Source organism: Arthrobacter sp. TJ-254 (assembly GCF_058269175.1).
The window spans coordinates 564,455-577,304 of sequence record NZ_JBZCNF010000002.1 but is presented as its reverse complement, the minus strand read 5'-3'; the positions used below and the strand labels follow the sequence as shown (position 1 = coordinate 577,304).

Genomic DNA, 12,850 nt, shown 5'->3' with positions numbered 1-12,850 from the left:
CAGGCTTGTCAGCGATCCGCCCTCAGCACCACCACCGCAGATTGGTGCGGGGATTCGAGTGCTAACCTGAGGTCCACACGCGTCATCAGAACCGGTTGGCCCGTTAAATGACGAGAGCAGAACAAAGCCCACCGCTATATGAAGGCTGAGGTTTAGAGGGAAGACGCAAATCACTACATTACGGTACGCCTACCGCAATGTCCAATGCTGCGTCAACTCCGCCGCGCCGGGTCCGGCCCACCGCGGCCGCCCGCCCGCGCTACCCCGCCGGTTCCGGCAGCGGCCCCGTGCTGACGTCGGAACGCAGCCGCTTCACCACAAGTTCGGCGCTGATCAGGCACATGGGGATGCCGATTCCCGGAACCGTTGAGCTGCCGGCGTAGTAGAGGCCGTCGACCTTCCTGCTCCGGTTCGTGCCGCGGAAGAACGCGCTCTGCTTGAGGATATGGGCAGGGCCCAGGGAGGTTCCCCGCCACGCGTTGAGGTCCTTGGCGAAATCCTGCGGACCGTAGGTGCGCCGGACGACGATGCGCTCGGCTAGGTCCGGGATCCTTGCCCACTCGGAGATCTGGGCGATGACCTCGTCGGCGAGCTGCTCCACCGCGGGGTCTCCCCCGCGCTCGAGCCCGCCCCCGCCGATCGTCACGTCCGCGGGGATGGGGACGAGGACGAAAACATTCTCGTGGCCCTCAGGCGCGGCCGAAGGGTCGGTGGCGCTGGGCCGGCAGACGTACAACGACGCCGGGGAGGGAACGGAGGTCTCCTTGCCGAAGATCCGCCCGAAGTTCTCCCTCCAGTCGGTGGTGAACAGCAGCGTGTGGTGTTCGAGCTGCGGGAGGCTGCCCTCCACGCCGAGGTAGAGCAGCAGCGCGCTCGGGCCGGGCACCCGCCGGTCCCAGTAGCTTTCCGGGTAGGTCTGCAGCTGCTCGGGGAGCAGGCGCGTCTCAGTGTGGTGCAGGTCCGCCGCCGAGACCACGATGTCGGCGGCGATCGTCTCGGAGGGCCCGCCCGCGGTTGTGAACCGCACGCCGGTGGTCCTTGCGGCGCGGCGGCCGGCGCGCCGTCCTGCGGAGACGGGTCCGGTCTCGATTGACACGGCCTCGGCGCCGGTGCGGATGTCGACCCCGGCCTTCTCGGCAACATTCCTCATCGCCGCGATGAGGGTGCTGAATCCGCCCTGGGGGTAGAGCACCCCGTCGTCGAGGTCGAGGTGGCTCATCAGGTGGTACATGCTCGGGGCGTCGAAGGGGGAGCTGCCTAGGAAGACCGCCGGATAGCCAAGGATCTGGCGCAGGCGGGGGTCGGAGAACTGCCGGGCGACGAAGCCGTCGAGCGGCTGGAGCAGCAGCCGCGCGAGCCGGGGCAGCCGGGTCAGGACGTCGGGGCGGAGGAAGGGAAGGAACGATTCGAAGGTTGAATAAAGGAACCGTTTCTTCGCCAGCTCGTACGCCTCCCGCGCTGAGTCGAGATACCGGGACAGGGCGGCGCCGGCACCGGGTTCGAGCGATTCGAAGAGCTTGGTCACCGCGGTGCGGTCCGCCGGGACGTCGATCGCCTCGCGGTTGCGCTCAAAGATCACCCGGTACCCGGGGTCGAGGCGGATCAGGTCGAGCTGTTCCCCGGCGGAGGTCCCCATCATGCGGAAGAAGTGGTCGATCACCTCGGGCATCAGGTACCAGGACGGGCCGGTGTCGAACCGGAATCCCCCCTGCTCCCAGCTGCCGGCACGCCCGCCGAGTTGGCTGCGCTTCTCGAGGAGGGTCACCGCGTGCCCTTCCCGGGCGAGCAGCGCCGCGGTGGCCAGCCCGCCGATGCCGCCGCCGATGACGACGACGCGGCTGCCGCCGGGACGGGGGGCTTGAGGATTTCCGGTGGAGGTCATTGTGTCCTTTCGAGCGCCGTCCGGTCCGGGGCCGCGCCACCGGCCAGCGCCCGGGCCATGATCCGCATCTTCACGGCGTTTGGCACCCGGACGCGGGCGGAGAGCAGGCTCTCGGCCGGAGTGCGGCGGAGACGTTCGGCAAGTTCGGTGAAAAGCCCCTGCGCCACCGCGACCGCCCGGCGTGCCGACGGCGGCAGCCCGGGCAGTGCGGCCCGTGAGACGGCGAGGTCTGCGTCGATGTCATCGAGCAGCCGGTGCTTGTCCGCTTCGGTGAAGTTCCCCGGGCGGATCCCGGGGAAGTAACTCCTTCCCAGCGCCGAGAAGTCCTCAGCGAGGTCGCGCAGGAAGTTGATTTTTTGGAACGCCGCGCCGAGGTGCCGCGCGCCGTCGATGAGGACCTCCTCCTGGGCCTTGGGCACGGGCCGGCCGTTGAGGAAGGTCTTGAGGCACATGAGCCCGACCACCTCGGCCGAACCGTAGACGTAGCGGTCGAAGGATTCGGGGGTGTGTTCGCACTGGGAGATGTCGGCCCGCATTGAGGCGAAGAACGGCCGGGTGAGGGAACTGTCGATGCCGGTGGTGCGGGCGGCGACGGCGAAGGCGTGGACCACGAGGTTGGTGCTGTATCCGGTGCGCAGGGCGGCCTCGGTTTCCCGCTCGAGGTCATCGAGCAGGGCTTCGACGGCTTCCGGGGCCAGACCTGCGCCCGCGGCGGCGCCGTCGACGACCTCATCGGCCACCCGCACCAGGGCGTAAACGGCCTCGATGTGGGACCGCGTGGTGCCTCCGAGCAGCCGGCAGGCGAGGCCGAACGAGGTGGAATAGCAGCGGATCACCTCCGCCGAGGTCTTCAGTGCGGCGGCGTTGTACCGGGCCAGCGGCGTCTCGGTGCCCATGGGATCAGTAAGCCCTTTCGACAGCGGCGGACGCAACCGGCCCAAGCACCCTGCGCAGGGCGGAGGGAACGGCGTCCGATTCAAGGTGGCTTTGCGCCCGCTGCGCGTACTCCGCGGCGAGGTCCACCGAGCTGTCCCGGGCCCCCGAGTCGACGAGGACGCGGCGCACATAGTCGGCGTCGGACGCCGACATGTCGGGCGAGCCGACCAGCGGCGAGATCTGTTCCCAGGCGGGCCCGGCAGCGGCGAAGGACATCAGGGCGGTGCGCTTGCCTTCGCGGAGGTCACCCCAGTTGGTCTTGCCGGTGCGCGTTTCATTGCCGAACACGCCGAGCAGGTCGTCGGTGATCTGGAAGGCGATGCCGGCATCGCGCCCGAACCGGCCAAGGCAGTCGACCGCGTCGTCATCGGCTCCGGCCAGCACCGCCCCGGCCTGGAGCGGACCTTCGAAGGAGTAGACCGCCGTCTTCAGCCGTGCCGTCTGCAGGATGTCCTCAAGCTGGGGCATCCGGGGCGCAAGCACCGCCTCGACGTCGAAGAGCTCACCTGCGGCCGAAGCAAAGACCGATTCGGTGAGGATGCCGTTGAGGCGCTCGCGTGTTGCGGAATCGTCAACTCCGTCGAGGAGCCGGTGGGCGTGCGAGATGGCCAGGTCACCGGCGATGACACCGGCCGAAAACCCGATGTGCCGGGCGTCCTCCTCCCCCATGCCGGCGGCCTCGGCGATCGCGCGGTAGCGCCCCGAGACGTTGGGAATGCCCCGGCGCACGAAGTCCCTGTCGATGACGTCGTCATGAATGAGGAAACCGGTGTGGAGAAGTTCGAAGGCCGCGCCGACGAGCGCCGCCTGCTGCGGGTCCGAGCCGCCCAGCATCCGGTGGGCGGTGAGGACCATGCGGGGGCGGAAGCGCTTGCCGCCGGCGGCGCACCGTTCCAGGGTTTCCCACAGCTCCAGGTACCCGGGGCCCGCCTTGGCGGCCCGGGCCTTCGCCGAGGTGAAGAACCCCTCAAGGGCGCCCTCCACCCGTCGGAGCCCTTCCGGCTCGACCAGCAGAGCGTCGATGTTCATAGGTAAAGTAAACACGGAAGTTTCAAGTCAGACTAACGACCGTCAAACGGAAGCAGGCTGCAATGGAAAAGAGCGCGGGCCATCACCTCCGAGAAACCCCTGACGCCCCCGAGCTCGTTGTCCTCCTGGCGGAGGACGGAACGCCGCTGGGAACCCAGGACAAGGCAACGGTCCACACAACGTCAACGCCCCTGCACTTCGCTTTCTCAACCCATGTCTTCAACGACAAGGGGGAGATCCTGGTGACCCGCCGCGCGCTCTCGAAACGGGCATGGCCGGGGGTGTGGACAAACTCGTTCTGCGGCCACCCGGCGCCGGGGGAAGCTGTCGAAGACGCCGTGGTGCGCCGGGCCGGGCAGGAGCTCGGCATGAAGATCCGCGACCTCACCTCCGCCCTGCCGGACTTCCGGTACCGGGCCACCGACGCCGCGGGCATCGTCGAGAACGAGATCTGCCCGGTTTTCACCGCGGTGATCGACGGGGGCCTCGACCCGAGCCCCGACGAGGTGATGGACCTGACCTGGACGGATCCGGCGAGCCTCGTGGCGGCGGCGGCCCGCACCCCGTGGGCGTTCAGCCCGTGGATCACCCTTCAGCTTCCGCTGCTGTACCCCGGCGGGGTGGAATAGGCCCGGCGCCGCACTTCCGCCCCTTTCCGCGGCCAAAATTCAGTTAATAATCGTTAGCTGAAATACCGCGGGCGGAGTAGCCTTAAAGGTGCAGGACTGCAGGCTTCACCAACGAAAGCGAGCACCCACCCGCCATGGCTATCTCAACAAACGCGCCCGACGACGTCGTCATCGTCGGAGGGGCGCGCACCCCTTCCGGCAAGCTGAACGGCCAGCTTGCCTCCTTCAACGCGGTCCAGCTTGGCGCCTTCGCCGTATCCGGCGCCCTGGCCAACGCCGGCGTTGAACCCGGCAGTGTCGACACAGTGATCATGGGCCACGTGGTGCAGGCCGGCTGCGGCCAGAACCCGGCACGCCAGGCCTCGGTCCTCGCCGGAATCGGCTGGGACGTCCCCGCGGTCACGGTCAACAAGGTCTGCCTCTCGGGTCTCACCGCGGTGATCGACGCGGCACGGCTGATCCGCAGCGGCGAGGCCACGGTGGTTGTTGCCGGAGGGCAGGAGTCGATGTCCAACGGACCGCACCTGCTGCCGGGATCCCGCCGCGGGTGGACCTACGGGAACATCTCGGCGCTCGACTCGGTCGCCAATGACGGGCTGACCGACGCCTTCGACAACGAGTCGATGGGAGCCTCGACCGAGCGCGGCAACGGGAAGCTCGGCATCGACAGGACGGCCCAGGACGAAGTGGCGGCACTGTCCCACCAGCGGGCAGCGGCAGCCATCGAAGCGGGTATCTTCGCCGACGAGATAGTGCCGGTCACCGTACCCCAGCGCAAGGGTGACGACGTCGTGCTGACCACGGACGAGGGAGTCCGCCCGGCCACCACCGTGGAGACCCTCGCGGGCCTCCGCCCGGCCTTCGACAAGGAGGGGACCATCACCGCAGGCAACTCCTCCCCGCTGTCGGACGGCGCCTCGGCGCTCGTGCTGACCTCACGGGCCACGGCGGAACAGCTGGGCCTGAAGATCCTGGCGGTTGCCGGGCAGCCGGGGCAGGTTGCCGGCCCCGACAACTCGCTGCATTCGCAGCCCTCCAACGCGATCGCCCACGCCCTCAAGCGGGCCGGCTGGACGGCGTCGGAGCTGGACTTCATCGAGATCAACGAGGCGTTCGGCTCGGTGGCCGTCCAGTCCCTCAGGGACCTGGACTACCCGTCGGAGAAGTGCAACCTCCACGGCGGCGCCATTGCCCTGGGCCATCCCATCGGCGCCTCGGGCGCCCGGCTGGCGCTGCATGCGGCCTTCGAACTGCACCGCCGGGGAACGGGCAAGGCCGCGGTCTCCCTCTGCGGTGGCGGCGGGCAGGGCGAGGCCCTGCTGCTCTGGCGCGAGTAGGCCCGGCGGCGTACTCCCCCGGGCCGGACACGTCCGGGTTAACCACGAAAGGCCCCGACCTGAGGTCGGGGCCTTTCGTGTTCGGCGGCAGGGGCGGGCCCCCGCTGCCGGATCTGCTACTTGAGCGAGACGGTGGCGCCGGCAGCTTCGAGAGCTTCCTTTGCCTTCTCCGCAGCTTCCTTGGTTGCGCCTTCGAGGACGGCCTTGGGGGCGCTGTCGACAACGTCCTTGGCTTCCTTCAGGCCCAGTGAGGTCAGGGCGCGGACTTCCTTGATCACTGCGATCTTCTTGTCGCCGGCAGCTTCGAGGACAACGTCGAAGGAGTCCTTCTCTTCCTCGGCTGCTTCGCCTGCGCCGCCGCCGGCGGGGCCTGCAACTGCAACAGCTGCAGCGGTGACCTCGAAGGTCTCCTCGAACAGCTTTACGAAGTCGGAGAGTTCGATGATTGAGAGTTCCTTGAAGGCTTCAATGAGCTCTTCGTTGGTGAGCTTCGCCATGGCTAAGCATCCTTCCATTAGTGGTGCACTGCACCGGAGTTGGGTGGGTGAAGAGAACTACTTCTCTTCAGGTGCCGCAGCTTCTTCGGCCGGGGCCTCTGCCGGGGCAGCGGTCTCTTCGGCGGCGGGAGCATCGGCGTCTGCGGATGCAGCACCATTGCCCTCGTCGAGCTTGATGCGCAGGGCATCAACGGTGCGGGCGAGGGCTGCCATTGGTGCCTTGAGCACACCGGCAACCCTGGAGAGCTGGAGTTCGCGCGACTCGAGGGCTGCCAGGGCAACGACCTCGGAGGCGTTGAGGGGCTTGCCCTCGAAGATTCCAGTCTTGATAACGAGCTTCGGGTTGGCCTTTGCGAAATCCGTCAGGCTCTTTGCGGCAGCAATTGCGTCGCCCTTGATGAAGGCGATTGCAGTGGGGCCGGAGAGCTGGCCTTCGAACGAGTCGATGCCGGCTTCCTTGGCTGCGATGCCGGTCAAGGTGTTCTTGACGACAGCGAACTTGGTCTCCGCACCGAGTGAACGGCGCAGTTCCTTGAGCTGTGCAACTGTGAGCCCACGGTATTCGGTCAGGACAGCAGCAGTGGAGTCCTTGAAATCGTTAGTGATTTCCTCAACTGCGGTTACCTTTGTTGGCGTTGCCATGACCCTCCTTCCGGGGATGTGGCGCCGGCTTGTCCGCCCCAATAAAAAACGCCCCGCGCAGATGCACGGGGCTTTCTCGACACACAGCACGCGGTGGTGCTGGCGGAGAGGAGCTTCGTTCACCTGCGCTGGCCGCCCTTGACGGGAACTTTCAGATGTGAACCCTTACCGCCCGCTCCACAGTGAAGTGGAAGAAGTGGTTGGTTTCGCATCGACCGACGGTCTTTGGTACTTCTAGGCTACTTGAATCCTCCCGGCCCGCCAAATCAGCCCCCGCCGGGCTGATCGAGCCGCTTCTGCCACGCCCCCACCCAGCCGGCCGGGACGAACCCGAGCGACTCGTTCACCGCGAGCATGGGCCGGTTCTCCTCGGCGTTCCACGTATACACGCGCTCCACGTGCGGCCAGCGGGTTCCCACAGCCAGCAGGTTCGCCGTCTTGAGGAGCATTCCGAGCCGGTGGCCGCGGTGGGCACGCAGCACAAGGGTGTCCTCCTGGACGGCGACAGCCGGCGGGAAGTCCCTCGATTCGAGGACGGTGTGCCCGGCCAGGGTCCCCGAGGGCCGGTGGAGTGCCGCGCTCACCAGGCTCCGGCCTCCGCCCTCCTGAAGGCGGGCCTCGTCTCCGTGGACGCGTTCGGCATCCCAGGCCTCCTCGTCCAGGGCGAGCTCGCCGAGAGGCGCGTCGGTGCTCATGGCCTGGCGCAGCTGCGCGTACTGGTCCACATACTCGTCGGGGCAGCGTTCGGCCCACTGCAGCACCGTGTACTCGGGGCCTGCAGCCGCGGCGGCCCGGTCGTGGGCGTCGCGCATCGAAAGCGGGGTCCGGGCAAGGTCCAAGACGCTGCAGCGGTCAACCTGCGCCAGCGTGAACCCCCGGTTCAGCGCCATGGCCGCCGGGGCAGAGTTCCGCGGGTACCTCCCGGCGCCGGTGGCGGGCACCAGGGCGCCCCCGCCGTTGTTTCCGCCGTCGTCGCCGGCGCTTCCATGCACCGAGACATCCCGCGCGGGCTCCTCGCTCCAACCCATGATGATGCTCCGACCGAGACCGCGCACTGTGCGTTCGGCCTCGGCGTAGAGGGCGGCTCCGACTCCTTCCCTGCGGTGGTCGGGATGCACCATGACATCGACGTAGCAGGTGGACAGGTTGTCAGTCAGGGGCACGTCGATCACGACCCTGCCCACCAGCAGGCCGCTGCGCCGTGCGGCGAGGATGATCCGCTCCTCGTAGGGGTTGGGGCGGGAGGTGGCCAGTTCCTGAAGGGCACCACGGCCGAAGTCGTCGCTCCCCCAGTGCCGGCGCTGGACGACGTTGGCGAGTTCGACGAAGTCGGTGAACTCCCGGGAGCCGGCGGAGTCGAGGGTCGCGGGGACGCGGATCCGGGAAATCTCGGGGAACTCGGCGCTCATGCCTCATTCTAGATCGGGCTCCGGGCGCACTCCTGCCCACCGATCACGGCCCACCGGTGGGCATGTCCTGACCTGCCCACCGGGGGGATGCCGCCGGTGGGCAGGTTCGTCCGGTGGCCCGCCGATGGACAGCCGGACCTGCGCGCCGGGGGAACACAAAAAGGGTGGCCGCAGCAGGAGCTGCGGCCACCCTTTGAGGTGGTCTGCCGAAGGCGCTTACGCGTCGGCGAGAACCTTGGTGACGTTCGGGTCGACGGAGATGCCGGGGCCGAAGGTCGTTGAAACGGTTGCCTTCTGGATGTAGCGGCCCTTCGAAGCCGAAGGCTTCAGGCGCAGCACCTCTTCGAGGGCAGCAGCGTAGTTCTCGGCGAGCTTCTGCACGTCGAAGGAGACCTTGCCGATGATGAAGTGGAGGTTGGAGTGCTTGTCGACGCGGAAGTCGATCTTTCCACCCTTGATGTCGGTGACAGCCTTGGCAACGTCGGCCGTGACGGTTCCGGTCTTCGGGTTCGGCATGAGGTTACGCGGGCCGAGGATCTTGCCCAGGCGTCCCACCTTGCCCATGAGGTCGGGGGTGGCGACGGCGGCGTCGAAGTCGACCCAGCCGCCGGAGACCTTCTCGATCATGTCATCGGATCCGACGAAGTCGGCGCCGGCGGCGATTGCCGCTTCGGCCTTCTCGCCGGTCGCGAAGACAAGGACGCGGGCGGTCTTGCCGGTGCCGTGGGGCAGGTTGACGGTGCCGCGCACCATCTGGTCTGCCTTGCGCGGGTCGACGCCGAGGCGGAATGCGACCTCAACGGTTGCGTCGAACTTGGAGGGGTTGGTGTCCTTCGCCAGGACGACCGCCTCGAGCGGGGTGTACTGCTTCTCCGCCTCGATCTTGGCGGCAGCTCCCTTGTATGCTTTGCTGCGCTGTGCCATCTGCTTTTTCTCCTTATGCAGTTGTGGTCTGCGGACCGCGCTGAGGCCCTGCCACATACTCCGCCGCGCTGAGCGCGGCGTCGTCTTGAATTTAGATTTGGTGCCGGATGCGTCGCCGCATCCGAGGAGGGGTTTTAGCCCTCTACGGTGATGCCCATCGAGCGGGCGGTGCCGGCGATGATCTTGGCCGCGGCCTTCACATCGTTGGCGTTGAGGTCTTCAAGCTTCATCGTTGCGATTTCCTCGACCTGGGCGTTGGTCAGCTTGGCAACCTTGACGGTGTGCGGCGTTCCGGAGCCCTTCTGGACGCCGGCTGCCTTCTTGATCAGCTCGGCTGCCGGAGGGGTCTTGGTGATGAAGGTGAATGAACGGTCTTCGTAAACGGTGATTTCAACCGGAATGACGTTGCCGCGCTGGGATTCCGTTGCGGCGTTGTACGCCTTGCAGAATTCCATGATGTTGACACCGTGCTGGCCAAGCGCGGGACCAATGGGGGGTGCCGGGTTGGCAGCACCTGCATTGATCTGCAGCTTGATGAGGCCGGTGACCTTTTTCTTCGGGGCCATGAAAGGGTCCTTCTCTTGCATGATGTCCCCCGGGACAGGAGCGTCCCGTGGGTTGGTGGTCACCATGGCGTGATGACCGGCCGTTCCTTCCCCAGCTAAGCGGGCCCGGGAGGAACGAAATCTTATTCCCAGGTCCTACTGGATCTTGGTGACCTGGCCGAACGACAGGGTGACTGGGGTCTCGCGTTCGAAGATCGAGACAAGTACTACCAACTGCTGCGACTCCGGCTTTATTTCGGAGATGGTGGCGGGCAGCGTCTCGAACGGTCCTTCGTTGACCGTCACCGATTCGCCGACCTCGAAGTTGACGGTGACCGGGCTCGACTGCTGCTTCACGGGCTTGCCCGACTCGGCGTCGGTGTGGACCACGGTGTGCTCGAGCATCGAGAACACCTCGGCCAGGCTCAGCGGCACCGGGTTGTGTGCGTTGCCGACGAAGGCGGTGACGCCGGGGGTGTGCCGGACGGCTCCCCAGGACTCGTCGGTGAGGTTCATGCGGACAAGGACGTAGCCCGGGATGCGGACCCGGTTCACGATCTTGCGCGTCGTGTTCTTGATTTCGACGACCTCTTCCATGGGGACCTGGATTTCGAAGATGAAATCCTCCATGTCGAGGGTCTGGATGCGCGTCTCGAGGTTGGCCTTGACCCGGTTCTCGTAACCGGCGTAGGAGTGGATGACGTACCAGTCACCCTCCTGCCTGCGCAGCTTCGCCTTGAACGCCTCGATCGGGTCCTCGGCAGGAGCCTCTTCGGCGGCCTCAGCGTCGGTGGCTTCCCCGTCGGCGTTCTCCGCGTCGGCGTCTTCGCCGTCGAGCTCGGCCGTTTCGGCGTCGGGGGTCGCTGCAGGCGCGTCGGCTTCGGCCAGGCCGTTCTCGAGGCCCGCCTCGACTACCTGACCCTCGTTGTCCAGACCATCCTCTTCAGTTGCGATCTGCCGTTCGAGTTCTTGCTCGGACACCTAGCTGCCTGCTTTCTGATTTCTTCAGCTTTGTATTGCTTGGGCTCTGCCGTGAATGGGGTCTTGCCCGGTTCAGCTTTCGCCGTCTCCGAACACCCAGACCGCGCCGGACCCGAACACGAAGTCCAGCCCCGTGACGATGAGCATCATGAGGACAACGAAGGCCAGCACCGTGATGGTGAACCGAATCAGTTCCTGCCGGGTCGGTGTGACGACCTTCCGCAGTTCGGCGATGACCTGACGCACGAACAGGGTGATCCGCGCGAGGAACCCGCGCTTGGGTGCCTCCTTGCGTGCGGGGCTTCCCTTTGAGCTGCTCGCGGCCGTATCGGTCACTTCAACCTCATCAATCTGTTTGGGTTCCCGCCGGACCGCCGATCCGCGGCTCCGACTGCTGATGCGTCCTGCCGAGCAGATCCGCTGCCTGTACCGGAACTTCGTGATGTTCTACTGCCGCACCGCCGCTTTCTGCTGCGACGGTTACGCGCAGGGCAGACAGGACTCGAACCTGCAACCTGCGGTTTTGGAGACCGCTGCGCTACCAATTGCGCCACTACCCTAGGAACTGAACCGCCATATGGTCCAACGCCCACCGCTTCCGAAGAGGCGTTTCGCGGGCACGAACCATTCTGGTGATATCAACACCGAGGATCAAGTCTACGCAATCACTGCCGGAGAGTCGAACCGGGCCGGGTGGGCGGCCACCGGAGCGGGCCGTAATGGCATGCCGCGTGCTGCATAAAACGCCTAAGCTGGGGTCCGGACATACTTCTGCAGACGGAACGGGACAGAATGAACGCGATGACCAACGACGCCCTGCGCCTGGCGCTTCCGCGGGTTTCCCGGCGGGTTTCAGCGATTGCCGAGTCGGCGACCCTTGCCGTGGACGCGAAGGCGAAGGCGCTGAAGGCGGCAGGGCGGCCGGTGATCGGCTTCGGCGCGGGCGAACCTGATTTCCCCACCCCGGGCTACATCGTCGACGCGGCGGTCGACGCCGCACGCCAGCCGCGTTTCCACAGGTATTCGCCCGCCGGCGGCCTCCCCGAGCTGAAGGAGGCAATCGCCGCGAAGACCCTGCGCGACTCAGGGTATGCGGTGGAGCCGTCCCAGGTCCTTGTGACGAACGGCGGCAAGCAGGCGGTCTACGAAGCGTTCGCGGGCCTGCTCGACCCTGGCGACGAGGTGCTCGTGCCGACTCCGTTCTGGACCACCTACCCGGAGGCGATCCGCCTCGCAGGCGGGGTCCCTGTCGAGGTGTTCGCCGGTCCTGAGCAGGGCTACCTCGTCTCAATCGAGCAGCTCGAAGAGGCGCTCACCCCGCGGACGAAGGTGCTCCTCTTCGTCTCGCCGTCGAACCCGACCGGAGCGGTGTATCCCGCGGAGGCCGTTCGTGAAATCGGCGAGTGGGCAGCCGAGCGCGGGCTGTGGGTGGTCACCGACGAGATCTACGAGCACCTGACCTACGACGGCGTCCCGTTCACCTCGATCGCCGCCGCCGCGCCTTCCCTCGGCGACAGGGTGGTCATCGTCAACGGGGTTGCGAAGACCTATGCGATGACCGGCTGGCGGGTCGGATGGATGATCGGGCCCAAGGATCTGATCAAGGCCGCGACGAACCTCCAGTCACATGCGACGTCGAACGTGGCGAATGTGTCGCAGATGGCGGCGCTGGCGGCCGTCTCCGGTCCGCTCACCGCCGTCGATGAGATGAAGGTGGCCTTCGACCGGCGCCGCCGCGCCATGGTGTCGGGCCTCAACGCCATCGACGGCGTCGAGTGCCCCACTCCCCACGGTGCCTTCTACGCCTACGCGGACGTGCGCGGACTGCTGGGGCGCACCCTGGCGGGAACCACGCCGCGGACATCGGCCGAGCTCGCGACCCTGATCCTCGAGCAGGTCGAGGTTGCCGTGGTTCCCGGTGAGGCCTTCGGCCCGAGCGGCTTCCTGCGGCTTTCCTACGCCCTCGGGGACGAGGACCTCGCTACCGGCGTCGCCCGGCTCCAGGAGTTCCTGGCCGGGGCGAAGTAGCGCCGCCGGCC

At 66.9% G+C, this 12,850-nt stretch carries 13 protein-coding genes and 1 tRNA gene; 3 read left to right on the top strand and 11 right to left on the bottom strand.

Annotated elements, in window-relative coordinates; genetic code table 11:
- Positions 1 to 259: 259 nt before the first annotated feature.
- From crtI to AC4D14_RS07805, 3 genes are read right to left on the bottom strand one after another with little or no spacing between them, the layout of a single operon-like run.
- Complete coding sequence (crtI, locus tag AC4D14_RS07815) at positions 260 to 1,882, bottom strand: phytoene desaturase family protein (protein WP_490901247.1); 1,623 nt, start codon at positions 1,880 to 1,882, stop codon at positions 260 to 262.
- Entirely contained in the window at positions 1,879 to 2,778 is a 900-nt protein-coding gene (locus AC4D14_RS07810) for a phytoene/squalene synthase family protein (RefSeq protein ID WP_490901245.1), read from the bottom strand. The genes crtI and AC4D14_RS07810 overlap by 4 nt, the downstream gene beginning before the upstream one ends.
- 4 nt (positions 2,779 to 2,782) lie before the next feature.
- Positions 2,783 to 3,847, bottom strand: coding sequence for a polyprenyl synthetase family protein (locus tag AC4D14_RS07805; RefSeq protein ID WP_490901244.1), 1,065 nt, complete (start codon positions 3,845 to 3,847; stop codon positions 2,783 to 2,785).
- 62 nt (positions 3,848 to 3,909) lie between these two features.
- On the opposite strand from AC4D14_RS07805, the gene idi reads away from it, so the two are divergent.
- A complete protein-coding gene (gene idi, locus AC4D14_RS07800) occupies positions 3,910 to 4,476 on the top strand; it encodes an isopentenyl-diphosphate Delta-isomerase (protein WP_490901243.1) in 567 nt (188 codons plus the stop codon).
- A gap of 134 nt (positions 4,477 to 4,610) precedes the next feature.
- A complete protein-coding gene (locus tag AC4D14_RS07795; protein ID WP_490901242.1) occupies positions 4,611 to 5,813 on the top strand; it encodes an acetyl-CoA C-acetyltransferase in 1,203 nt (400 codons plus the stop codon).
- A gap of 116 nt (positions 5,814 to 5,929) precedes the next feature.
- On the opposite strand, the gene rplL is transcribed toward AC4D14_RS07795, so the two are convergent.
- From rplL to AC4D14_RS07755, 8 genes are all read right to left on the bottom strand, one after another.
- A complete protein-coding gene (rplL, locus tag AC4D14_RS07790; protein ID WP_159617675.1) occupies positions 5,930 to 6,310 on the bottom strand; it encodes a 50S ribosomal protein L7/L12 in 381 nt (126 codons plus the stop codon).
- 57 nt (positions 6,311 to 6,367) lie between these two features.
- On the bottom strand, positions 6,368 to 6,952 hold the full coding sequence (rplJ, locus tag AC4D14_RS07785) for a 50S ribosomal protein L10 (protein ID WP_490901240.1): 585 nt from the start codon (positions 6,950 to 6,952) through the stop codon (positions 6,368 to 6,370).
- Between the two features lie 266 nt (positions 6,953 to 7,218).
- Positions 7,219 to 8,361: a GNAT family N-acetyltransferase gene (locus tag AC4D14_RS07780; RefSeq protein WP_490901239.1), complete on the bottom strand. Its 1,143-nt coding sequence runs from the start codon at positions 8,359 to 8,361 to the stop codon at positions 7,219 to 7,221.
- Between the two features lie 216 nt (positions 8,362 to 8,577).
- Positions 8,578 to 9,285, bottom strand: a complete 708-nt coding sequence (rplA, locus tag AC4D14_RS07775) for a 50S ribosomal protein L1 (protein WP_490901238.1) — start codon at positions 9,283 to 9,285, stop codon at positions 8,578 to 8,580.
- Between the two features lie 134 nt (positions 9,286 to 9,419).
- The gene (gene rplK, locus AC4D14_RS07770) at positions 9,420 to 9,851 is read right to left on the bottom strand and encodes a 50S ribosomal protein L11 (protein ID WP_490901237.1); all 432 of its coding nucleotides are present in this window, start codon (positions 9,849 to 9,851) and stop codon (positions 9,420 to 9,422) included.
- 135 nt (positions 9,852 to 9,986) lie between these two features.
- Positions 9,987 to 10,811 carry a transcription termination/antitermination protein NusG gene (nusG, locus tag AC4D14_RS07765; protein ID WP_490901236.1) on the bottom strand — a complete coding sequence of 275 codons (825 nt, stop codon included), beginning with the start codon at positions 10,809 to 10,811 and terminating at the stop codon, positions 9,987 to 9,989.
- Between the two features lie 72 nt (positions 10,812 to 10,883).
- On the bottom strand, positions 10,884 to 11,147 hold the full coding sequence (gene secE / locus AC4D14_RS07760; protein WP_490901234.1) for a preprotein translocase subunit SecE: 264 nt from the start codon (positions 11,145 to 11,147) through the stop codon (positions 10,884 to 10,886).
- Between the two features lie 151 nt (positions 11,148 to 11,298).
- Positions 11,299 to 11,371 (bottom strand) — tRNA-Trp (locus tag AC4D14_RS07755).
- Positions 11,372 to 11,612: 241 nt separating this feature from the next.
- Between AC4D14_RS07755 and AC4D14_RS07750 the strand changes: the two genes are divergently transcribed.
- On the top strand, positions 11,613 to 12,839 hold the full coding sequence (locus AC4D14_RS07750) for a pyridoxal phosphate-dependent aminotransferase (RefSeq protein ID WP_490901232.1): 1,227 nt from the start codon (positions 11,613 to 11,615) through the stop codon (positions 12,837 to 12,839).
- Positions 12,840 to 12,850 lie beyond the last annotated feature (11 nt).